Below are 23,388 nucleotides of genomic sequence, written 5' to 3'. Positions count from 1 at the left end.
CGGCCATGCACTTTCGCGTCTACGTCTGCATTGTTGCCTCCCAGCTCGCCATCTGCGTGGCTGCGGCCGACGAAGTACCGTTACTGAAACCTGTTCTTCTGGGCGCCCAGTACACTTTCGTGGACCAGCGTCAGGATGCCCTGCACTCGCCCTATGCCGGCGAGCGCAGCCTGCGCGCTGATGGCGACGTCGCCCGCTCTCATACCTTCGGCGCCTATTTCGGCATGCAGGCGTCGTCGCGGCTTGCCATGTACCTGGACGTGGAAATGTTCCGTGGTGAAGGGGTCAGTGATTCGACAGGCATGGGTGGCCTGCCCAATGGCGATGTGATCCATGGCGGCGGAACGCTGCCGCGTCACGCCTATGTCGCACGCGTGTTCGCCACCTACGACATTCCTCTGGGCGACGGGTCCACGGCCGTGAAGCGGAAGATGGATCAATTGCCGGGTCATCAGCCGACCGACCGCCTGCAATTGAAGGGCGGCCTTCTTGCGGTGAGCGACGACTTCGACAAAAGCTCCTATGCCGGCTCCGCACGCACCCAGTTTCTCAACTGGAGTTTCCAGAACAGCCCTGCCTGGGACTTTGCCGCCAATACGCGCGGCTACACGATGGGTGGCGTCGTCACCCTCGTGAAAAAGGCCTGGACCGTACGCTACGGCGTCTATCAGATGCCCTCACAGGCGAACGGCGATCATCTCCAAGGCCCGTTGAGCCGGGCACGCGGTGACAATCTGGAAGTGGTCTGGCAACCCGACCCGGACGGGATCAGCCTGCGCGTGATGGGATACCGCAATACCGCGCGGATGGGCATCTATCGTGACGCCATTGCCGCTGCACCGCCTGGCGGCGTGCCGGATATCGTGGCTGACGACAAAGACGGCCGGCACAAACGCGGGTTTGCCGTTGGCATGGATTTGCCACTGGCTGACGACGGCGATACGGGATGGTTCATTCGGGCGGCGCGTAATGATGGGCGTACCGAGTCCTTCGCATTCACTGAAGCCGACGCGAGCATCAGCACCGGCTTGCAGATAGCCGGGCGCGCGTGGGGCCGTCGCGACGACCGGATCGGCATCGCATTCGCGCAGAATCGCCTCTCACCGGACCACCGGGATTACCTGAAGGATGGTGGCGTGGGCTTCGTGCTTGGAGACGGCAATCTGCGCTATGCCCGGAGGACATCGCCGAAGCGTACTACTCGCTGGCCGTGAATCGCTTCTTTACCGTCAGTGCCGATCTTCAGTGGGCTGCCCATCCGGGTTACAACGCGGATCGCGGGCCGGCACGCTTTGCCGGCCTGCGCATGCATCTGGAATATTGATCGCAACGTTCAACCGTTGCCCAGGGTGAGGAACATCACGATAGCTGCGATGCCCATCACCACCGTCGCCGCCCAACCCAGCCACGCTACCAGGCCGCGCACCACCTGCGGTCCCATCGCGCTGTTTCGTTGTGCGAGAAGCATCATCATCACCATCATGGGCACGGCGCATACACCGTTGACTACCGCGCTCCAGTACAGCGCCTTGATCGGATCAATGGACGTAAGGTTGAGTGCCGCGCCAAGCAGCATCGACACGATCAGCACACCATAGAAAAAGCGGGCGTTCTTCGGTTTGTATTCCAGCCCGTAACGGTGCCCGCTGCCCCCGCTTACCGCGAACGCGGTCGCGCCGGCCAGCACGGGAATGGCCAGCAGGCCGGTGCCAATAATGCCCGCGGCGAACAGATAAAACGCAAACCTTCCCGCCACCGGCCGCAAGGCTTCGGCCGCCTGCGCGGACGATTGAATGTCGGTCTTTCCATGAGCGTGTAGTACGGCCGCGCCAGTCAGCACAATGAAGAACGCCACCACGTTGGAGAACACCATGCCGACCGAGGTGTCGATGTTGATTCGACGCAGCGCGTCCGGTGCCTGCGACGGTTTATCAGAGAGGGGTTCACGTTCATTGCTGGAACGGATTTCTTCCACTTCCTGTGCTGCCTGCCAGCAGAACAGATACGGACTGATGGTTGTTCCCAACACGGCCACAATGGCCACCGCATAGTCGCGATTCCACTGGAATGCCGGAATCAGGGTGCCGTGCAAAGCCTGACCCCAAGGAATCTTTTCCACAAATACCGTGGCCACGTACGCAAACAGGCTCACCGTCAGCACCTTGAGCACGGGCGAATAGCGCGAAAACGGGATGAAGACCTGAAAGCCCAGCGAAAGCAATGCAAACCCGATGCCGTACACCACTGCGGGACCACCGATCAGCAATTGCAGCGCCGCGCCCATGGCCGCCACGTCGGCGCCAATATTGATGACGTTGGCGATGACCAGAAGCGCCAGGATGCTGTAAACCCAGGGGCGCGCGAAGTGCTGTCGCAGGTTTTGTCCCAGATCCTTGCCGGTAACGCGTCCGATCCTGCCGCTAACGATCTGTATCCCGATCATCAGGGGAAGCGCAAGGAACAGCGACCACAGCGTCGCATAGCCGAACTTCGCACCCACCTGGGAATAGGTGGCAATGCCGCTCGGATCATCATCGGCCGCACCGGTGATCAGCCCCGCACTCAGGCGCCGCCACCAGGATTGATTCTGTGTACTGTGTTGAGGCTCGGATGACGCATCGTTCAACATGTACACGCCTTGACGGGTTGGGCTCAGTGCCGCATCGCGTCCCGGCAGGAACGTGCGGCTGGCCCCATCATGACGGGGTGTTCGCAAGGGGGAGTGAAGGAGGTTCATGGAGGCCATGCAGGGCTTGGGCAGCCATACAGGCCGAAGCAATTGAATGGCCGGGAGACGCTGCGCCATCTTTGGTAGCGCAGCGTTTTCCGGCTGCCGGGAGGCCTTCGCGAGCACGTTCGCTCCGGCAGAAATCTCTAGGAGACAACAAACGCCAGCCCGATGCTGATTCGATCGTCGCAGCGGTTTCGTGTCTGCAAGTAGTAGTAGCCCGCCTGGACTTCTTCAGGCACGGTAAACGTGACCAGGTTCGCGCCCTCACTTGTCCGATTTGCCAGGAAGTCGTAGCTGCGGGGCAACGTTGGCTCTCCAGCAAAAGGTATGAATTGCACTAACGACATGAACTGCCATTGCCGTTCGGGAGATACCTCGAAACCGCGCAACGTGACCACCTCACCCGGCTTCAATGTTTCCGGTACGGTGATACGGGGCTGCACTTCCTCTTTTTCGTTAGCCATGACCTGTCCTCAATAGGGTTGATCGCTGTTTGCCGCGCTCGGCGCAAACATTCGACCGTACCGATCAGACAGGGTCAATTGACCGTTGGACGTAGGGGAGGTGCGTTATGGCCGCGCGAATGAGGTTTGCGGCGGCATCGTCACGGGCCGTGCACCCGTACCCGGCAGAAGGCCCGCAATCTCACCCGCAATATCGGACGGTGTGCGGTCATAGCCGTAGATGGTGTGGTTCTGGCCACCGTACACGCCCCATTCCTGGGCTTTGGTGCGGGTGAAAATGCCCATGGTGGGCACGCACGTTGCGGACGCCAGATGCATGATGCCGCAATCCGCGCTGATGTAGACATTCAATGCCGACAGCACGCTGGCCAGTTTGCGAAGATCGGTAGAGAAGAACGTGGGATAGCGACCGCCGAGCATCGAGCGCCCGAACATCGGCACGATTTCCACCAGCTGATAGTCCGGGTGCGCCGCTTCCAGCGTATCGAGGAACGGCGTCCACCAGTCCTGGCCCAGCAGCTTGTCGCCCGTGGCATTGGCGAAGATGCCAATGACGCCTTTTTTGCCGGCTGCCGATGACACCGTGGCGAGTACGCGCGCAAGCGCCTCGCGACCTTCGTTCTGCTCGCCGGCTGACAGGCGAATGTCCGGCTGCGGCCACGAGTCAGACGCGGGCTTGCCCAGTGCACTGCGCAATAGAAATACGAGGCTCTTTCCCTTGCTCTCGGGAGCATCCGAGAACGGTACGGCGTGGGTCAGATTGCCCGTCTTCTTGCGGCTGCTGAAACCCAGCTTCCATTTCGCGCGAGCCATCAGCAGATAAAGGCGTCCGGTTTGCGACTGCGGGTCCGGATCAATCACCAGATCGTAGGAGTTCCTGCGCATGGCGCCGAGTTCGCGCCACAGCGCAATGGGATGTCCGAAACCGTGCGCAGGCAACGAAAAGATGCGGCTGACGCTGAAGTAGTTACGATAGATGACGCTCGCCCCGCCGCGACGCGTGAGGATGTCGATTTCCGCGCCCGGATAGGTGGCTTCCAGCTCCTGGATCAGCGGCGTCAGCAACAGTGTGTTGCCAAGCGTATGGCTGACATAGCAGACCAGAATGCGGTGGATGCCGGTAAGCGGTAACGGTTCACCGGCCGGCTGCGGCGGCTTGCCGAAAATAAGGCGCATGAGTCCGCTGGCAGCGCGACGACGAAAGCTTGAGGGCGGGGTCTGCATGGGTGATCTGGAGGCCGTCAATGGCCAGTCGCGGGCGTCGACAGGCAGTAAGGGAGAATGCGTCGCGGGTATTTTCCACATCACGCCTTACGGCGGGGTGACGAAATGTTCACAATCGCAACTCATAAGTGCGCGGACGCTTCCTTGCCCGCGCATTGCGTGGGAATTCGATCCGAAATTCCACGCCTCGTCAACGGTTGTCACGGCAGGTTACGTGCCCGCCATTCAGACACGCCGTCCACATCTTCCGCACTAGTCTGCCGCCACGCCAGCGCCTCGCCCCAGGACCTGTCCGGGCTGCGCTTTCTCTCCATTCCCAGGGAAACCCCCGCCCATGAGCCTCCGTGCCGCACCGCACCGCTCCGTCGTGGCCAATGCCATCTACGGACTGCTCAATCCGATCCCTTTTGGCTGTTTTGTCGCCGCCATGATTTTCGACATCCTGTACGCCCGCACTGGCGTGATCGTGTGGATGAAAGGTGCCGCCTGGCTGATCGTTATCGGCCTGCTTTTTGCGGTAATCCCGCGCGTGCTCAACCTGGTGCAGGTGTGGATCACGTCCCGGGTGGTCGCGCGCACGGCCGACCGGCTCGACTTCTGGCTCAACCTGGTCGCCATCGCGCTGGCCATCGTGAATGCCTTCGTGCACAGCCGGGATGCCTACGCGGTTATACCGCAGGGCGTCTGGCTTTCAGTCGGCACGGTCCTTCTGCTGGCCGTGGGCCATCTGGTGATGGCAGTGCGTTACAGCACGCCGGGAGATCTGATCCATGAATAACGCCTTCTGCCGAAGCATCCTTACCCTGGCCTGCGTCGCGGCGCTCGGCGCCTGTAGCGACAAGGCCACGTTTGAACCTGCCCAGCAATCTGGCAGTCACCCCACCCTGCCCGCGCCTCGCAATTTCCTGATGCCGCCGATGCAGGTGCCCGACAAGGCGGGCTGGAAGGACGGGCAAATGCCGACCGTGGCGCCTGGACTTAACATCGAGAAAGTCGCGGATGGCTTCATGCACCCACGTCAGTTGTACGTGCTGCCCAACGATGATGTGCTGGTGGTGGAATCGAACGGCCCTGGCACGGAGCCGGTCACCACGCCCAAACAGTTCCTCGCAGGCATGGTGAAAAACCAGTCCGGCAAGGGCGGAAAAGGCGGCAACCGGATCACCTTGCTGCGCAGAAACGGCAATACGTGGGACAAGCACCTGTTCATCGAACACCTCAATTCGCCCTTCGGCGTGCAGCTGATCGGTGATTGGCTCTACGTAGCCAACACCGATGGCATCGTGAAATTCCCTTATCAGGCGGGCGAAACCACCATCACGGCACCGGGTACGCCTTTCGCAGACCTGCCCTCGACGATCAACCATCACTGGACCAAGTCGCTTCTGGCCAGCCCCGACGGCACGAAGCTCTACGTGGGTGTGGGTTCCAACAGCAACATCACTGAGAACGGTCTGGACGTGGAATACCGCCGCGCTGATGTTCTTGAGGTGGATGTGGCCACGGGCGCCAGTCGCATCTACGCAGCGGGATTGCGCAATCCCACCGGCCTGCAATGGGAGCCAACCACGGGCAAGCTCTGGGCCATCGTGAATGAACGCGACGAAATCGGTGCCGATCTGGTTCCCGATTACATGACCTCTGTGCAGGACGGTGGTTTCTATGGCTGGCCCTACAGCTACTACGGTCAGCACGTGGATATGCGCGTAAAACCGCAGCGTCCTGACCTGGTGGCCAAAGCTCTCGTTCCCGATTACGCCATCGGTTCGCACGTGGCGCCGCTCGGTTTGCTGATGTCCAATGGCAGCGTGCTCAGTGGCAAATATCAGGCCGGTGCGTTCATCGCTGAGCACGGCAGCTGGGATCGTTCGCCATTGAGCGGCTACGAAGTGGTGTACGTGCGCTTCGAGGGCGGCAAGCCTGTGGGCCTTCCTGAAACCGTGATTTCCGGCTTCCATTCAAAAGACGAGTCGAAGCTTTACGGGGCGCCCGTTGGCCTGGTTGAGGATAAAAGTGGTGCGTTGCTGGTGGCGGATGACGTGGGCGACACGGTATGGCGGGTGACCAGCACAGCGCCCTGACAGCTGAAAATCAAGCAATTGGCCTGCCAGAATCGCCCAACCGGACTACCACCTATGGCCGACTGGGCAAGTTATCGGGTACGCGCTAATCCTCGACGCGCCGCGTCAACGTGCTGCGGGGTGCAGTCACGGACGTCGGGTTTTTCGCCGATCAACATTTGGCGACGTTGCTGCGGGAGCGACGTGTTCGGATGATGCGGGCGGACAAGCCTGACCGCGGCATATCAAGGGGTTGATATGAACGCTGTCTACCGACTGGTATGGAGAGCGGGAATCTGCGCTTGGGTGGCGGTATCGGAACTGGGCAAATCACATGGTCATCCTGCGCAGGGGCGCAGGCACATCCGGGCGAAACGACTGCTCGCCACCTCCCTTCTGGCCTGTGGCACGCAGGCGGCATTCGCACAGGTCGTGACCCTGGGCGCGTATGACCCCCAGATCAACGACAACCTCGTAGGCGCACAAATCGTGGCTCCCGGGGCCACCATGACGTTGCAGGGCCCGCAGCTTTTCGGTGCCGGCGATCCAGGCACACGCACCACCACACTGGGCGCGCTGGGCGCGGCCAACCGGATCGTGTCCGGCTCACAGTGGATCGGGGCAGCCCGCCTCAATCCGGGAACACAGAACTTCGGCGTCACCGTGCCAGACCCCATCACGGGCGGCTCCCGCGTGGTATCCACGTATGCCACCGCCAACCTCGTACCCGCCGCACCCGTTGATGCCAGCACCTCCGTGTCTGACGTGGTGGACGTCAACGGGGCCCAGTACATCAATGTACGCGTCGGAACGGTCAACTCCACCGGCGGCACGCTCGACGTCAACATCGGTTCGAGCGGCGCGGCTTCTACCGCCGCGACCAACGGCTGGACCATGGCAGCCAAGCAATCCTCGCTGTTCTATGCCGATGGCACCGGAGCCAGCCCCAGTGCGATCAACTGGAACTCCACAAATCGCATCACCTTTACTGGCGTGACGGCCGCTCCCGCACAGCCGCAGTCACTGAATGTGACCTTTGTCGCGCAGTACGGCGGAACCTTCTCGGTAACCACGCTGGACGGCGCCACCACGACCCAGACCGTGACCAACGATGCGCAGTTGCGTACGTACAACAACTGGCTGATCAGCCAGCTGCAAAGCGGCAACATGGACCCGACGCAGTACACCGCCAACTTCAACAAGGCATACACGTCGTCCACGCAAAGCATCACTTACAGCATCACGGCAAGCAATCCGGCGGACGAGATCGCGCAACCGATTGGCCTGCGGGTGGTCATGCATGCGGTAGGCGGCCTGGCCCGGGATACCGTGGCCATCGGCGGGAAGCTGGAAGTGGCCAATTCGGTCGGCGGCGCCATGCGTGCCGAAGCAGGCGGGGCCATCGTGAACAACGGCACGCTTGCCACGATCAATGGCAGCGGAGACGGCGTGGCCATGCTGGTGACCGGTGCAAGCCACGGTTCCAACAGCGGCGTGATCAACGGTAACTTTTTTCTCAATCCCAATGGCACAACGGTCGACGGCTCGTTCGGATCGAACATCGTGGATCTGAGCGGCGGCAGCAATTTCGACAACAGCGGCATCATCAATCTTGCAACCGGTGCCACCAATGGCGCGGGCGCATCCGCTGGCATCCGCGTGGGAACGCAGTCGCTGGCCACCAGCGGCGGCATCATCAACGTGGGTGTTACCGGTTCCAAGTCCAATGGCTCGATGACCGGCGTGCTGCTCAACGATCCGACGGCATCGTTCACCAACCTGCCCGTTGGCCTGATCTATATCGGTCGGGGCCCGCAGACATCGGCAACGGCCGCACCGGCCGACGTCGCCGTGAACCAGGGCACCATGACGGCAGGCATCACGGTCAACGGCAACGCCACGGCGCGCAATCAGGGCACCATCACCATTGGCAGCAAAACGCAGAACGCCGCCGCCATCCTGGTCACCGGCGGCCCGAATGCCACGGTGAACAACACCGGCACCATCAACATCAATGGCGCAGCCGCCACCGTACCGCGCGAGAACGATGGCATTCTGGTCATCAATTCCGGTTCGGGTGGCGGCATCACGGACAGCGGCACCATCAACCTCAACGGCGTGAACGGCGTTGGCATCAAGGTGTTGAGTACGGGCGGCACAGCATCGGCGGCCACGGCGAACGGCGTCATCAATGTAGCCGGTGGTGCTGATCCGGCCAGCGGCACGCGCAACTTCGGCGTCTGGGCGGAAGGCCAGGGTTCGGCCACGGCCACGGCAAGCGTTGGCGGCACCGTCAATCTGCTGGGCAACGGCGCCATCGGCATACATGCGCGGGGTCGCTCCACGGTCAACGTCATGGCAGGTGCCGAGCCCACCTTTGCGGGCGGCAGCAATCAGATTGCGTTCTTCGCGTTCGGGCCGAATGCATTGATCAACGTGGCCGCCACATCCCTCAACGTCACCACGACAGGATCCACCCTGTTCAGGGTGGAAAACGGTGCGAACTTCGACGGTACTGGCCTGAGCATGACCGCCTCCGGAACTAACTCGCTGGCCGTGCTTGGCACCGGAGCCCCTTCCGTCGTCAACACGCATGGCGCACAGATTGAAGTCACCGGCAACAACGCAACGGGCGTCGTCGTGGAAGGCGGTGCTACCGGCACCATTGATGCGGCCACGACCATGCATCTCACCGGAGTGGGTTCCGTGGCGGGCATCGTGGATGGCCAGAAGCACACGCTCACTGGTGCCAACAGTGGCTCGCCCGTCGCCTCCACGGCCCTGACCACAGCGGCAACGCTGACGGAGAGCCAGCAGTCACTCACCGGATACATCGCGAGAAACAGCGGCAAACTCACCAACTCGGGCAACATCAGTTTCAGCGGTGCAGGTTCCACCGGCATTCTGGTTCAGACCGGCGCCACGGCAACCAACAGCGGCGATATAGCCATTACTGACGGCGGCACCGGCATACTGGTGGACAGCACGGGCGCGACCAGCGCGACCACGGGCACCACTACCGGGCTGGTAACGGTCAACGGTGGCAGTACATCGGCAAGAACGCGCGGTGTGGTGGCAACCGGCTCGCGCGCGGTGGTGAATCTGTCCACCGGCAGCCGCATCCAGATGAACGGTGACGGCGCCATCGGCGCGGAAGCCAGCAACGGCGGCACAGTGAATGTGGTGGCAACTGCCACGCCTGTATTTGGCGCGGCGGATCAGATTGCGTTTCACGCACTGGGCGCGGGTGCATCGGTACGCAGTGCGGCAAGCGCGATTGACGCCAGCACAGCCAACTCCACCATTTATCGCATCGACGACGGTGCGACGCTCGCGCTGACCGGCGCTGCCGGACTTACTGCCTCAGGCAACAACGCGCGCGGCATTACCGGATCGGGAGTGGGTACGGTGGTCACGACCGGCAGCGCGAACTTCAACGTCAGCGGCAATGGTGCGCAGGGCATCGGCATTGACGGCGGGGCCAGCGGCACACTGAGTGCCGGATCGAGCATGAGCATGGGTGGTCCCAACGCCACTGGCGGCATCGTGGATGGACAGAAGATCGACATCACCGGCGCTGCGGTGGGCTCACCGGTAAGCACCACATTGACCAGCAATGCCGCAGTCAACGGCAGCGGCACCAACGCCACGGGCTTTATTGCCCGCAACATGGGCACCCTGGTCAACAACGGTGCCATCACCATGACGGGCGCCGGGAGCACGGGTGTCTGGTTGCAGAGTGCAGGCAATCTGACCAACACCAGCAGCATCCACGTCACCAATGGCACGGGTGTGCGCGTGGAAGGCGCCAGTCCACAGACCATCCAGATCGGCTCCGTGACGGTGGACGACGGACTCGCCGGCTTGCGCCTGCTGGCCGGCGCACAGGCGACGATCAACGACTCGGCAGGCAGCATCGTCACGCATGGCTCCGCGAACGGCATTCTGCTCGATACAGGCGCCGTCTCCCTGTCGGCCGCCAACACCACCATCACAACGGACGGCACCGGCAACGGCATCGAGAACGCGGCGGAAATCGCCGCCGTCACGCTCGACAACGTCACCGTGAATGCCGGCAACGGCGCCGGCATCCGCACTGCGACGGCGTTTTCGCCCTCTTCCAGCGTGACTATAAACGTCGCCGGATCGGGAACCGGGCTGGCCTTCCGTCATGCCGACGGGAGTGCCGCTTCCGGCGATCTTCTGCTGGGTACGGGTTATGTGGTGCAGGCAAACGGCGCCGGAGCCACGGGCATCCAGGCGCTGACCACGGGCGCGGTCAACACGCAGGCTACCGTAAACGTGAACAGCGCATCGGGCGGATCGGCGCTGGTCGCAGGCACGGCATCAAGCACGGTCAACGCCGGAGTGCTGACCTCAGCCAGCACGGCCGCTCCCGTGGTGGACCTGTCCAATGGCACCGGCACAACCTTCACCAACACCGGCACGATACAGTCCAGCAGCCCCACCGCCGTGGCCGTGATGGGCAGCGCCGGTAACGACGTGCTTGCGCTGACCGGGGGTGCCGTACGTGGCGACATCGCAACCGGCGCCGGCACCGATCAATTCAGCTGGACCGCAGGCACGCTCAACGGCAGCCTCACCATGGGAAGCGGTGCCGGCAACAGCGCACTGGTTGCCGGGGTGGATCTGGGCCAGACCTATCACCTGACCGCCGGAACGGGAGGCGGCAACGCGCTCACCTTGCAGAACATCGTGGCGCGCGGCGGCTCCTTTGCCGCTGATGATCTGGGCAAAGGTACCAACCTCGGCAGCGGCTGGAACACCATCAACTTCAGCAACGGCACGAACTTCACGCTGACTGACAACCTCCAGCTTGCCAACAGCGACGTCGTCATCGACAGGACGTCAACGCTGCGGGTGGGCAACGGGGTGAATCCGGTGATCTTCGGCGCATCGCCGGGAAGCGCACGGGTGACCAATGCCGGCGTGATCGACTTCACCAATGGTGGATCGCCGGGAAACCAGCTCACCATCAACGGTGACTACGTATCCAATGCGGGTGTGCTGCGCATGGGCACGGACACGAATGCTGGCGGAGCGCTGTCCAACCAGTTCACCGACCGCCTGCTGGTGCAGGGAAACGTCACCACACCGGGCGGCCCCACCATTCTGGCCATCACGCCATCGGCGGCCAGTACAGGCGCGCTGACCGACCTCAACCAGAACAGGGCCGTGGAAGCGAACGAAGGCATCTCGGTGGTGCAGGTGGCGGGCACATCCACGCCGGACGCCTTCCAGCTGGTCAACGGCTACCTGGGCGTGGGTCCCTGGAAGTACGGGCTTTATTCGTTCGCTCCGGGATCGAGCGACGCCACGCAACGCGTGGTGCCCGGCAGTGGAAATACGTTCTGGGACTATCGCCTGGCCAACGTCTACGCATGCGAAGCCGACTGCGAGCCGACTGGCCGCCGGGAAGTGGTGCCGCAGGTGCCCTCCTATATTTCCACGCCAACCGCCCTCGCCTCCTACAGCTACATGGTGATCGACAATCTGCACAAACGGCTGGGTGAAGTACGCCACGAGAGCGATCTGGACGAGGGGCAGAACGGCGAAGTGTTCGCCCGCTACATCGGCGGCGACTACCACTACGACACCGACCGCAGCTTCAGGGAGTTCGGCTACGACTACGACCTGACCACCCAGGCGATCCAGGTCGGCGCCAATGTGCTCAGCATCGACTCCGACAAGTCCGGCATGCGTGGCGGCGTAGCGCTGACCCACGGCACCACGCGCATCGAGCCGAACGCCGTGGATGGCTACAGCCGGACGAAGTTCTACAGCAACAGCATCGCCGCCTTCCTCACCTGGCAGGACGTCAACGGCTTTTACGTCGATGGCATCGTGTCCGGTGACCGTCATCAGGGCGATGTGGATACCGCATTCAACAAGGACGTCGCGCGCCTGCGCGTGTCGGGCTGGACGGCATCGGTGGAAACCGGTTACCCGTGGAAGTTCGACAATGGCATGACGCTTGAACCGCAGTTGCAACTGGCCCGTATCCATCAGCACGTGCAGGACACCACAGACCTCACCGATGCCTCGGTCCATTACGACGACTACAACCAGAACATCGGGCGGCTGGGTGTGCGCCTGACCCGGACCTGGGACAGCGGTGATGGCATGCTGCGCACCCCATATGTACGCCTGAACTACATCCAGGGCTGGGGCGGCCGACCGCAGGTCACGGTGGCCGATGCCGCCATACCGGACATCACGGCGAACTTCACCGGAGGCAGCTACGGGCGTGCGCTGGAGCTGGGGCTGGGCGGCACATGGACCTTCCGCAATCACATCTCCCTGTACGGCGAAGGCGATTACCAGAAAGCCCTTGGCAGCGACGGCACCCGGGGCTGGGGCATCAACGTGGGTGCGCGCTGGAACTTCTGATACTTGCGTAAGCGACAGGACTTCGTCACGGTCTCCTGACAGAATGCGTTGCCCCCGAAGGGGCGCGATCACACAGATCAGGGGGAAGTGGATGAGCAAGTCGTTCGGATGGGCACGCATCGCGCTGGCGTGCGCTGCCCTGGCAGTACAAGGTGGCCCCATTCCGCAGGAACTTCTGAACCTGCTGCCCGGCTTCGAGCCACATTGATGACCGCGCGAAAAGTCCCCCGGATCGTTGCTGGCATCATCGTGCTGATCCCCGCGCTCTACTTCACGTCCTGCAGCCTTATCTCAGGCCAGCGGGCGCGTGCATTCGAGCAAGTCCATGTTGGCGATACGGAGCAACAGGTCATTGATGTCATGGGTAAGCCCGCCGACCGAGAGACTGCCGGCGGACCCCGCCAGACGAAATATGGCGTGGCAGCCTGCACGGCACCATGCATGCAGCGGTTGTGGTATCCCAATAGCATCAGCTTGGCGGGAGAGGCATGGTCCGTAGATATCGGGTCGGACGGTCACGTAGTGAATGACGACCATATAACTTCGCCTTGAGTGGCCATCCAAGGCCGTCAGTGCAAATCGATAAATCCTTATAAATCTGTTTTTGTACGAATACCTGCCGATCCTCTATAAGCCTGGGCGCGCACGGCTATCGCGACCCGCGACAGTTCGACCTTAGTCGGCGTGAAGTCGCAACAGATCCGCCCGTAACGCGTCGGGATCGCCCATGACCATACAGAGTTCATTCCACTGATCGACCAGGTGCAGCAGCTGCGTCGTATCAAACGTGGCTCGCAAGGTTTCCAACACCATCGCATCGGCGACGTCCGGCGTCAGCAAAGCGCGAATGCGGCGGCCCGCCGGCAAGTCCTCCGATTCTTCCAGCAGGATGGCCAGGACATCGTCGAGTCGGGCTACCAACGGCATGTACGCCTGAACTACATCCAGGGCTGGGGCGGCCGTCCGCAGGTCACCGTGGCCGATGCCGCCATACCGGACATCACGGCACCCGAGGCTGGGGCATCAATGTGGGGGCGCGCTGGAACTTCTGATACTTGCGTAAGCGACAGGACTTCGTCACGGTCTCCTGACAGAATGCGTTGCCCCGAAGGGGCGCGATCACACAGATCAGGGGGAAGTGGATGAGCAAGTCGTTCGGATGGGCACGCATCGCGCTGGCGTGCGCTGCCCTGGCGGTAGCAGGCATGCCGGTGCTCGCCGCCGAAAAGGAATACAACGACACTGCGCTGCTCTGGCAGGTGCGTAACAACGAGCAGCGCTATGGCATCGAAGGTCAGGCAGTACTGATCATCCATAACGGCAAGGTGCTGTTCCGGCAAGCCGATGGCTACGCCGACAGGCCCACCCACCGGCCCGTGATGACGGACACCATTTTCGAAACGTTCTCGGTGGCCAAGCTTTTCGCCAGCACACTGGTCATGCAACTGGTGGACGAGGGCACCGTGGAGCTGGACAAGCCCGCCGTCCTGTATGTAACGGGGCTGCCGAAGACATGGCACGCCATCACCGTACGGCAGCTGCTGAATCACACATCGGGTCTTCCCGAATATTTCGAGGAAGGCAAAGGACAGGTCCCGTTCCCGGAGAGTCCGGCCGCGATGTACACCGCGCTGGCCGACAAGCCCCTGCGCTTCCCTCCCGGCTCCGATGTCCGCTACACGCAGACCAACTACGTCGTGATCGCGCAGCTGATCGCCGAGCACTACGGCAAGCCGTACGCGCAGGTGGTCGATGAGCGGATCATCGGCAAGCTGAAGCTCACCAACACCTCGCTGGGCGCTCCGCTGCCGCGTCGTCAGGGCGTCGCGACGCAGTTCATCGGCAAGGATGGCAAGCTGGAGAAAGATCCCGGCATCACCTTCCCGGCGTATGGCTATGGCCATGCGGGCATGTTCTCGACCATTGATGACCTGGGCACCTTCCTCAAGGCCATGGCTGCCGGGGAGATGGTCAGGAAGGAAACGCTTGAAAAGCTCTGGCGGGAAGACACGCTTTCCAACGGCAGAACCGGCTGGTTCGCGACAGGCTGGGAATCGGGCCAGAGCGACGGCTATCGCTACGTCGGCCACGATGGCGGCACGAAGGTACGCGTCCGCATCGCGTGGAAAGGTTCGCTGGACGGCGATACCTACATCGTGGTGTACCTGACCAACGGAAGCCGTCGCAACGTATGGTCACGCGTTCTGGTCGACAGCATGCTTGGCACCGTCTCGCCGGGGGATTTCCCGGCGGAGGCCCTGTCCAATCGGCTTATCGACGAGGCGACCGCACGCTACGCCAACCCGGTCGTCGGCACAGCGAAATCCATCCGTGAAAGCACCCCGTTGCAGGGCAAGGACCTCGAACGCCAGGTCAACACCACCGGATACACCGTGCGTGAAAACCTGGGCGTGGAGGCGGCGCTGCGTGTGTTTGAACTGAACACCGTACTGTTTCCCGCCTCGGCCAATACGTGGGACAGCCTGGCGGAAACCTGGGCGGCCAAGGGCGACCAGCAGAAGGCGAAGATGTACTACGACAAATCACGCGAGCTGGCGAAGAAGGCCGGCAAATAGGCGCCTAAGCGAACGAACGGAACACGATCCGGCTTCAGCGGCGTTCTCAGGGTGAAGACGTCGCTGAAGCAGGTGGAGCTGGCTGGGTGGCCGAGCCGCCCAGATCACCGATGAGCGACACCGCATCCAGAAGACGCTGCTGCTGAACACTCAGCGCGCTTTGCTGGGTGCTGACCAGCGTCGTCTGCGCGGTCAGTGCGGTGGTGTAATCGACGGTGCCTGCCTTGTATTCGTTGAACGCAATCTCCGATCCGCGGGTCGCGTCGCGAACCGCCGAGTCCAGCACTTCGGCCTGCTGCGCCAGGATGCGCAGGCCAGCGAGATCGTCTTCCACGTCCTGCAAGGCGGTGAGTACGGTGCCGCGATAGTTGGCTACCGCCGCTTCGTATGTGGCACGCGCGGCTGCGACCTGTCCATGGCGGGCGCCGGCGTCGAAGATCGTCTCACTCACGTCGGCACCCAGCGACCACACGTGGTTCGCCACGTGCAGGAGCCCGGCCAGTGGCGACTGCGAGAAGCCATCAGCGCCGGACAACGTGATGTCCGGGTAGTAGGCGGCGATGGCTACGCCGATGGCCGCGTTTTGCGCAGCCATCTGTCGCTCGGCTACCGCGATGTCGGGGCGGCGCTGCAACAGCGTGGACGGGACGCCCGCCGGCACGGTGGGAAGCGTGGGCAGCTTGTCACTGTGAGGGATATTCAACTCCTCCGGCGTCTTGCCCACCAGCACCGCAATGGCATGCTCGTATTTTGCGCGGGATACACCGAGCGCGATCAGGCTCGACTGCGCGTTCTCCAGCTGCGTGCGGGCCGAAATGAGGTCCGAGGGCGGGATGATGCCCGCGGCGTCCTGATTGCCGATGACGCGCAGGTATTCCTTGTAGTCGTTGACGGTCCGCGTCAGCAGGTCGATGTTCGCATCCGTCACGCGCAGGTCGATTACAGCCGTAGCCAGCGCCACCTGCGCGGTAAGCGTTGCATTGGCAAGGCTCGCGGCATCTGCCTCGGCAGTGGCCGTGTTCTCTTCCACACCACGGCGCACCTTGCCCCACAGATCAGGTGCCCAGCTCACGCTGCCTTCCAGCGAACCGGACGAACGGATGCCCGGACTGACGCTGACCGTATTGCCCACGCCATTGCTTCCCGTGCGCTGCCGGGTGGCCGAGCCCGTGATGCCGATGGTCGGGAACAATCCGCTGCGCGCCACCTGCACATCGGCCAGCGCGGCCTGATAGTTCTCGTAGCTTTGCCGAACCGTCTGGTTCGACACCGACACCATGGGCTCCAGTTCGTTGAGCAGCGGGTCGTCGAAGACCGCCCACCACTCGCCCTTGGGCACCGCGTCGCCGGGCTGCGCCTTGCTCCAGCCGGGTGTTTCCTTGAAGTCAGCAGGCATGCTGACCTGAGGCTTGTGATAGTCGGGCCCCACCATGCAGCCATGCAGCAGCCACAGGAGCGAAACCACCAGAGCTTTGCGGGAATGGGTCATAGTCATGCGCTTGCGTCCACGCGATTCCACGGCAGGCGGGCGGACCAGGTCGCCAACCTGGCGCGTAATCCGTCCAGATAGAGATAGATCACAGGGGTGGTGTAAAGCGTGACGATCTGGCTGAGGATCAGCCCGCCCATCACCGTGATGCCCAGCGGCTGCCGCAGCGACGCGCCCTGCCCGATGCCAATGGCCAGCGGCACGGCACCGAGCACAGCCGCTGCCGTGGTCATCATGATCGGGCGCAGCCGGATCACCGCGGCCCGGTGAATGGCTTCGCGCGCTTCCAGTTGTTCATGGCGCTGCAGGCGGATGGCCACGTCAATCATCATGATGGCGTTCTTCTTCACAATGCCGATGAGCAGGATGATGCCGATCATCGCGATCACCGAAAACGGGATGCCGAAAATCAGCAACGCCAGCGTCGCGCCAATACCTGCTGACGGCAGCGTGGACAGAATGGTCAGCGGGTGAACGGTGTTTTCGTACAGGATGCCCAGCACGATGTATACGGCCGCCAGGGCAGCCAGGATCAGCAACGGCATGGTGGACATGGATTGACCGTATGCCTGCGCCGCCCCGGCGAAACTGCCATGGATGGAAGCAGGCAACCCGATCTCCCGGGACACCTGGTCGATCACCGCCGAGGCGGCACTCAACGAACCACCCGGCGGCAGATTGAACGAGATGGTGGCCGCGACCAGGCCGTCCTGATGACTCACCTGGGTGGCTGTGTGGTTGCTGACGTAGCTGGCCATCGCGGGAAACGGCACGAGCGTTTCCGCCGCCGTGCTGTCCGCGCTGCCGCTGGAACTGCCGCCCTTGGCGTTGGCAATGGCGTTGGTAAGCTGGTTGGCCACGGCATCCGCGTTCCTCTGGTTGGTGTTACTGGTGGCCGCTGTGCTGGTCACCGTGGATGGCACCGTGACCCCTTTCACCAGCGAGCTGGACATCTGCGTCTGCTGGCTGCCTGCCGCATTGCCCGCCGCTGTACTGAAACGTATGCGGTCGAGGGTCTGCGGGTATTGCCAGTACTGCGGCGCCACTTCCATCACCACGTAGTACTGGTTGAGCTGGTTGTATACGGTGGAAACCGTGCGTTGCCCGAAGGCGTCGTACAGCACGCTATCGAGCTGGTTCGGGGCGAATCCGAAGCGCGCCGCCGTGGCGCGGTCGAAGTTCACGAAGATCTGCAAGCCATGCTGCTGAAGATCGGAATTGACGTCCGACAGCTGCGAGTGGCCCTTGCTCAGGGCGGCGACAAGTTTCGGCACCCAGGCGAACAGTGCGGCAGAATCGTCACTGGTCAGCGTGTATTGATATTCCGCCGCCGACTGGCGACCGCCGATGCGCAGGTCCTGCGCTGCCTGCAACAGCAATCGCGCGCCCGATACCGCATTGAGTCGGGGTCGCAGCCGATCCACCACCTGCGCCGCCGAAATTTTCCGTTCGGCCAACGGCTTCAGCTCGATGAATACGTTGGCCGTGTTGAGGGCGCGCCCTCCCGTGAACCCCGCAACGGACGCTACCGCCGGATCTTTCTGCACGATGTCCTGGAGCTGGGCCAGCTTCTTCTCCATCGCCTGGAACGAGATGCTCTGGTCCGCAATGATCTGGCCGGTGAGAATGCCGTTGTCCTGCTCGGGGAAAAACGTGGACGGCACGAAGCGGATGAGCAACACGTTGAGGATGATGAGGCCAATGAGCGTGAGGCCCACCAAAAGCCGATGATCCAGCGCCACGGCCAGCGAGCGGTCGTAGCCATCCTTGAAGCGGTCAAACTGGCGCCCTGCCCAGGCCGCCCAGCGGCCCGGCCCTTTGCCGCGCGCCGCTTCACGACGCAGCACCGCTGCGGCAAGCACAGGCGTCACGGTCAGCGAAATCAGCAGCGACAGCAGGATGGCGATGGACAGAGTCACCGCGAATTCATGGAACAGCAGGCCAACGATACCCGGCATGAGAAGAATGGGCAGGAACACGGCGATCAGCGACAGGCTCATCGAGATCACGGTGAAGCTGACCTCGGCGCTACCCACCAGCGCGGCCTCCTGCACATCCATGCCCTCGTCCACATGGCGCACGATGTTTTCCAGCACGACAACCGCATCATCCACCACGAATCCGGTGCCGATGGTCAGCGCCATCAGCGACAGGTTGTCCAGGCTGTATCCCAGCATGTACATCGGACCAAACGTGCCCACGATGGACAGAGGCAACGCCACCGCTGGCACGATCACCGCGCGCGGGGATTGCAGGAAAATGAATACCACACCGATGACCAGAAGCACCGCGATGAACAGCGTGCGTTCGGTGTCATCCACCGCTGCGTTCACCGACTGCGAGCGGTCAACGGCAACGCCCACATGCACGTCGTGCGGCAGCGATGCCTCCACGGCAGGCAACACCTTGCGAATTTGCCCGACGGTTCTGACGATGTTGCTTCCGGGCAGCGGATACACGATCACCAGCACGGCGTCCTTGCCGTTGTACAGACCGGCGTTGCGCAGGTTCTCCGCCGAATCCACCACGTCGGCCACATCGCGCAGGAACACCGGAGCATTGTTGCGATAGGCCACCACCAGATCGCGGTACGGCGCGGCCTTGCTGATCTGGTCGTTGGACAGGATCTCGAAGCGCTGGTCGCCCTGGTCGATATGGCCTTTCGCGCTGTTGGCGTTGGCCGAGCCGAGCGCGGCGCGCACGTCCTCCAGCCCGATGCCATAGCTGTTCAACTGGTCCGGATGCAGTTCCACGCGCACCGACGGCAGCGCGCTGCCTCCCAGGGTGATCTGCCCTACCCCGTCTACCTGCGAAAGCTGTTGCTGGAGAATGGAGTTGGCCGAATCGTAGAGCTGCGCGCGCGTCAGCGTGGACGAGGTGAGAGCCAGCACCATGATCGGTGCATCGGACGGGTTGTACTGGCGATACGTCGGGTTGTTGCGCAGCGTGGATGGCAGGTCGGCGCGGGCGGCCTGGATGGCAGCCTGCACGTCACGCGCGGCACCATTGATGTCGCGGCCCAATCCGAACTGGATCACCACCATGGCCGAGCCGACCGAACTGGTGGAGGTCAGTTCGGACACATCGGCAATCGAGCCCAGCCGGCGCTCCAGTGGTTCGGCCACGGTGGACGCCATGATGTCCGGGCTTGCGCCGGCCATGCTTGCCTGCACCACAATCACCGGAAAGGTGACGTTGGGCAGCGGAGCCACTGGCAGATTCATATACGCCAGCATGCCCGACAACAGGATCGCCACCGCCAGAAGCGTGGTGGCGACGGGCCTGCGGATGAATAGCCCCGGGATGTTCATGGGGTGTGCTCAATCGCGGGATCGGCAGGTGGAGCGGGCTTGTGGCGGAACCGCGAGGCCAGCCGGTCGAAGAACAGATAGACAACCGGCGTGGTAAACAGCGTGAGCAGCTGGCTGAGTGCAAGTCCGCCGATGATCGCCAGACCCAGCGGGCGACGCAATTCCGAGCCGGTACCGCTTCCCAGCAGCATGGGCAGTGCGCCGAGCATCGCCGCCAGCGTCGTCATCAGGATGGGACGGAAGCGAAGCAGCGATGCCTCGAACACGGCATCTTCAGGCGACTTCCCGTGCTCACGCTCACCTTCCAGCGCGAAGTCCACGATCATGATCGCGTTCTTCTTCACGATACCGATGAGCAACACGATGCCGATGATGCCGATCACATCCAGATCGTGGCCGGTCACCATCAGGGCAAGCAACGCACCAATACCCGCCGAAGGAAGCGTTGACAGAATGGTCAGCGGATGGATGAAGCTCTCGTACAGCACGCCCAGCACGATATAGACGGCTACCAGCGCGGCCAGCAGCAGGTAGACCTCGCTGGAGAGCGAGTCCTGAAAAGCCTGCGCTGCACCCTGGAACGACGAGGAGATGGACGACGGAAGATGCACCGCCTGCTCTGCCTTCGTGATGGCATCCACGGCTGCACTGAGTGAAGCCCCATTGGCAAGGTTGAACGACAGCGTCACCGTGGGGAACTGCGCGAGATGACTGATGACCAGCGGCGACTTCACGATGTTGATGGTCGCAATGCCTTTCAGGGGCACCTGCCCGCTCGTGCCTGTCTGACTGGGCAGGTAGATGTCACCCAGCGACTCCACCGTCGGAAGACTTTCCGGCTTGGCCACCAGAATGACGCGGTACTGTCCGGCCTGCTCGAAAATAGTGGACACGATGCGCTGGCCCAGCGCGTCGTACAGCGCATTGTCGATGGTGGCCGCCGTGATGCCGTAGCGTGCGGCCAGCTGCCGGTTCACCTCGATATTGACCGCCAGGCCGTCGTTGTTGAGATCGCTGGTCACGTCCGTGATGGAGGTGATCTTGCGCATGCGATCCAGCAGATCAGGCACGACCTTGGCCAGATCCTGCTGCGTGGAACCGCGCAGCACGAACTGGTACTGGTTGGGCGACACCGTCGTGTCCAGCGTCAGATCCTGTTCCGGCTGAAGGAACAGCTTGATGCCTGCAACGCTGGCTGTGGACTGCTGGAGGCGGCGCGCAATCTCTTCAGCGGTCCCTGAGCGGTCGCTCTTGTCCTTCAGGCTGATAAGAAAGCGGCCGTTGTTGAGCGTCTTGTTGGTGCCGTCGATGCCCACGTACGACGTGAGGCCGGTGACGTCGGCGTCTTTCAGCAGCACATCGGCGAGCGCGGCCTGACGCTGCACCATGGCACTGTAAGACACCGAATTGTCCGCCACGCTGATGCCTTCGATGGCACCGACGTCCTGAGTGGGAAACAGGCCCTTGGGGATGACGATATACAGGCCAACGGTGATGGCAACGGTAATCACGAAGACCACCAGCGTCAGCGTTTGCCGGGCCATCACAAAACGCAGCCCACGCTCATAGGCTCCCAGCGTGCGGTCGAACAGTGCTTCGCTGATGCGCTCGAAACGACTGGGATGCCGGTCGACCTGCGCCCGCAAAATCCGCGCGCAAAGCATGGGCACGAGGGTCAGCGACACGATCCCGGAGATCACGATGGTGATGGCAAGCGTCACCGCAAACTCATTGAACAGCCGTCCGATGACGCCCCCCATGAACAGCAGCGGGATCAGCACGGCAATCAGGGACACCGTCAGGGAGATGATGGTGAAGCCAATCTGGCCCGCGCCTTCCAGCGCGGCTTCCAGCGGAGTCATGCCCTCTTCCAGATAACGCACAATGTTCTCGATCATCACGATCGAGTCGTCCACCACGAAACCTGTCGCAATGATCAGCGCCATCAGGGACAGGTTGTCGATGGAGTAGTTGAGCTCGTACATCGCCGCGAGCGTGCCGATCAGCGACACCGGCACCGAGATGCTGGGAATGATCGTGGCCGGCACGTTGCGCAGGAACACGAAAATCACCAGCACCACCAGCGCGATGGCCAGTCCCAGCTCGAAGGCGGCATCGGAGACCGACGCGCGGATCACGCCTGTGCTGTCCGAAACGATCTGCACCTTCATGCCTGCGGGTAAGGTGGACTCAAGCTGCGGCAGCTTCTGCTTGATCTGGTCCACCGTGGCGATCACGTTGGCCCCCGGCTGACGCTGCACGTTGAGCACGATGGCCTGCTGCTTGCCGTACCACGCGCCCTGCTCCGTGTTCTGCGCCGACTGGGTCACGCGTGCGACGTCGCTCAGGTATACCGGCGCGCCGTTCTGATACGAGATCACCGTGGCCAGATAGTCTTTCGGGTCATGGATCTGGTCGTTGCCGTTGATGGTGTAATCCAGCTCCGGGCCGTCGAAATTTCCCTTGGGCTGGCTGACATTGACGTTGGCCAGCAACGAACGCAGGTCGTCGATGTTGAGCCCATACGCGGCAAGTTTCTTCGGGTCAGCTTCCACGCGGATCGCCGGCACATTGCCGCCTGCGGGAACCACCAGGCCCACGCCGGGTACTTCGGAGATCTTCGAGCCCAGGCGATTGTTCGCGATGTCCTGCAATTGCGGCAGTGACATCGACGTGGAGGTCACCGCCAGCGTGAGGATCGGCAAGTCGGCGGGGTTGACCTTGGCATAGGTGGGCGGCGCGGGAAGGCCGGTCGGCAGCAGACTGTTGGACGCATTGATCGCCTCCTGCACGTTCTGTTCGGCGACATCCAGGCTCAGCGACAGGTCGAACTGCAACGTGATGATCGAGGCACCGGCCGAGCTGTTGGAGGTCATCTGTTGCAGCCCGGGGATCTGGCCCAGCTGCACTTCCAGCGGCGCGGTAACGGTGTTGGCCATCACCGAGGGACTGGCGCCCGGATAGAACGTCTGCACCTGGATCACCGGGTAGTCGACGTCCGGCAACGACGACACAGGCAGGAAGCGCACGGCCACGAGGCCGACCAGCACGAGCGCAACCATCAGCAGCGCTGTCGCCACCGGTCGCAGCACAAACAAACGGGAGATATTCATGCGCGGCGG

13 protein-coding genes are annotated in these 23,388 nt (G+C 62.6%); 6 read left to right on the top strand and 7 right to left on the bottom strand.

Going from position 1 to position 23,388, the window contains the following annotated elements:
• Window positions 1–5 precede the first annotated feature (5 nt).
• Complete coding sequence (locus FHW69_RS13485) at window positions 6–1,214, top strand: carbohydrate porin (RefSeq protein WP_183423609.1); 1,209 nt, start codon at window positions 6–8, stop codon at window positions 1,212–1,214.
• Window positions 1,211–1,324, top strand: a complete 114-nt coding sequence (locus FHW69_RS13480; protein ID WP_183423608.1) for a carbohydrate porin — start codon at window positions 1,211–1,213, stop codon at window positions 1,322–1,324. The genes FHW69_RS13485 and FHW69_RS13480 overlap by 4 nt, the downstream gene beginning before the upstream one ends.
• 9 nt (window positions 1,325–1,333) lie before the next feature.
• Here the strand turns inward: FHW69_RS13480 and FHW69_RS13475 are convergent, their stop codons facing one another.
• From FHW69_RS13475 to FHW69_RS13465, 3 genes are all read right to left on the bottom strand, one after another.
• Window positions 1,334–2,629, bottom strand: coding sequence for an Nramp family divalent metal transporter (locus tag FHW69_RS13475; RefSeq protein ID WP_183423607.1), 1,296 nt, complete (start codon window positions 2,627–2,629; stop codon window positions 1,334–1,336).
• Window positions 2,630–2,874: 245 nt separating this feature from the next.
• Window positions 2,875–3,195 (bottom strand): hypothetical protein, encoded by a 321-nt coding sequence (locus tag FHW69_RS13470; RefSeq protein ID WP_183423606.1) that lies wholly within the window; start codon window positions 3,193–3,195, stop codon window positions 2,875–2,877.
• Window positions 3,196–3,300: 105 nt separating this feature from the next.
• Complete coding sequence (locus FHW69_RS13465) at window positions 3,301–4,371, bottom strand: glycosyltransferase family 9 protein (RefSeq protein WP_183423605.1); 1,071 nt, start codon at window positions 4,369–4,371, stop codon at window positions 3,301–3,303.
• Between the two features lie 382 nt (window positions 4,372–4,753).
• Between FHW69_RS13465 and FHW69_RS13460 the strand changes: the two genes are divergently transcribed.
• The 3 genes from FHW69_RS13460 (at window position 4,754) to FHW69_RS13450 (ending at window position 12,890) form a co-directional block, all read left to right on the top strand.
• A complete protein-coding gene (locus tag FHW69_RS13460; RefSeq protein WP_183423604.1) occupies window positions 4,754–5,197 on the top strand; it encodes a DUF2231 domain-containing protein in 444 nt (147 codons plus the stop codon).
• Window positions 5,190–6,500: a sorbosone dehydrogenase family protein gene (locus FHW69_RS13455; RefSeq protein ID WP_183423603.1), complete on the top strand. Its 1,311-nt coding sequence runs from the start codon at window positions 5,190–5,192 to the stop codon at window positions 6,498–6,500. Before FHW69_RS13460 ends, FHW69_RS13455 begins: the two co-directional genes overlap by 8 nt.
• Before the next feature lie 237 nt (window positions 6,501–6,737).
• A complete protein-coding gene (locus tag FHW69_RS13450) occupies window positions 6,738–12,890 on the top strand; it encodes an autotransporter outer membrane beta-barrel domain-containing protein (protein ID WP_183423602.1) in 6,153 nt (2,050 codons plus the stop codon).
• A 675-nt stretch (window positions 12,891–13,565) separates the two neighbouring features.
• Here the strand turns inward: FHW69_RS13450 and FHW69_RS13445 are convergent.
• Window positions 13,566–13,817, bottom strand: coding sequence for a hypothetical protein (locus tag FHW69_RS13445; protein WP_183423601.1), 252 nt, complete (start codon window positions 13,815–13,817; stop codon window positions 13,566–13,568).
• A gap of 215 nt (window positions 13,818–14,032) precedes the next feature.
• Here FHW69_RS13445 and FHW69_RS13440 point away from each other — a divergent pair, with 215 nt between their 5' ends.
• Window positions 14,033–15,466, top strand: coding sequence for a serine hydrolase domain-containing protein (locus FHW69_RS13440; protein ID WP_183423600.1), 1,434 nt, complete (start codon window positions 14,033–14,035; stop codon window positions 15,464–15,466).
• Window positions 15,467–15,512: 46 nt separating this feature from the next.
• Here FHW69_RS13440 and FHW69_RS13435 read toward each other — a convergent pair whose 3' ends face one another.
• Genes FHW69_RS13435 through FHW69_RS13425 form a run of 3 tightly spaced genes read right to left on the bottom strand, consistent with a single transcriptional unit; the run spans window position 15,513 to window position 23,379 of the window.
• Window positions 15,513–16,961 carry an efflux transporter outer membrane subunit gene (locus FHW69_RS13435; protein WP_183423599.1) on the bottom strand — a complete coding sequence of 483 codons (1,449 nt, stop codon included), beginning with the start codon at window positions 16,959–16,961 and terminating at the stop codon, window positions 15,513–15,515.
• A complete protein-coding gene (locus FHW69_RS13430; RefSeq protein WP_183423598.1) occupies window positions 16,958–20,266 on the bottom strand; it encodes an efflux RND transporter permease subunit in 3,309 nt (1,102 codons plus the stop codon). Before FHW69_RS13430 ends, FHW69_RS13435 begins: the two co-directional genes overlap by 4 nt.
• Window positions 20,263–23,379, bottom strand: coding sequence for an efflux RND transporter permease subunit (locus tag FHW69_RS13425; protein WP_183423597.1), 3,117 nt, complete (start codon window positions 23,377–23,379; stop codon window positions 20,263–20,265). Before FHW69_RS13425 ends, FHW69_RS13430 begins: the two co-directional genes overlap by 4 nt.
• Window positions 23,380–23,388 lie beyond the last annotated feature (9 nt).

The sequence above is a fragment of the Luteibacter sp. Sphag1AF genome (assembly GCF_014192715.1).
Classification (GTDB): domain Bacteria; phylum Pseudomonadota; class Gammaproteobacteria; order Xanthomonadales; family Rhodanobacteraceae; genus Luteibacter.
The sequence above is the reverse complement of the archived record's forward strand: the minus strand, read 5'-3'. Positions and strand labels throughout refer to the sequence as shown.

Bases quoted from the DNA above. Each gene is read 5' to 3' on its own strand.
- FHW69_RS13465 (WP_183423605.1), bottom strand. From the start codon at position 4,371: ATGCGCCTTATTTTCGGCAAGCCGCCGCAGCCGGCCGGTGAACCGTTA.
- FHW69_RS13430 (WP_183423598.1), bottom strand. From the start codon at position 20,266: ATGAACATCCCGGGGCTATTCATCCGCAGGCCCGTCGCCACCACGCTT.
- FHW69_RS13445 (WP_183423601.1), bottom strand. From the start codon at position 13,817: ATGCCGTTGGTAGCCCGACTCGACGATGTCCTGGCCATCCTGCTGGAA.
- FHW69_RS13485 (WP_183423609.1), top strand. From the start codon at position 6: ATGCACTTTCGCGTCTACGTCTGCATTGTTGCCTCCCAGCTCGCCATC.
- FHW69_RS13435 (WP_183423599.1), bottom strand. From the start codon at position 16,961: ATGACTATGACCCATTCCCGCAAAGCTCTGGTGGTTTCGCTCCTGTGG.
- FHW69_RS13450 (WP_183423602.1), top strand. From the start codon at position 6,738: ATGAACGCTGTCTACCGACTGGTATGGAGAGCGGGAATCTGCGCTTGG.
- FHW69_RS13440 (WP_183423600.1), top strand. From the start codon at position 14,033: ATGAGCAAGTCGTTCGGATGGGCACGCATCGCGCTGGCGTGCGCTGCC.
- FHW69_RS13455 (WP_183423603.1), top strand. From the start codon at position 5,190: ATGAATAACGCCTTCTGCCGAAGCATCCTTACCCTGGCCTGCGTCGCG.
- FHW69_RS13475 (WP_183423607.1), bottom strand. From the start codon at position 2,629: ATGTTGAACGATGCGTCATCCGAGCCTCAACACAGTACACAGAATCAA.
- FHW69_RS13470 (WP_183423606.1), bottom strand. From the start codon at position 3,195: ATGGCTAACGAAAAAGAGGAAGTGCAGCCCCGTATCACCGTACCGGAA.
- FHW69_RS13425 (WP_183423597.1), bottom strand. From the start codon at position 23,379: ATGAATATCTCCCGTTTGTTTGTGCTGCGACCGGTGGCGACAGCGCTG.
- FHW69_RS13460 (WP_183423604.1), top strand. From the start codon at position 4,754: ATGAGCCTCCGTGCCGCACCGCACCGCTCCGTCGTGGCCAATGCCATC.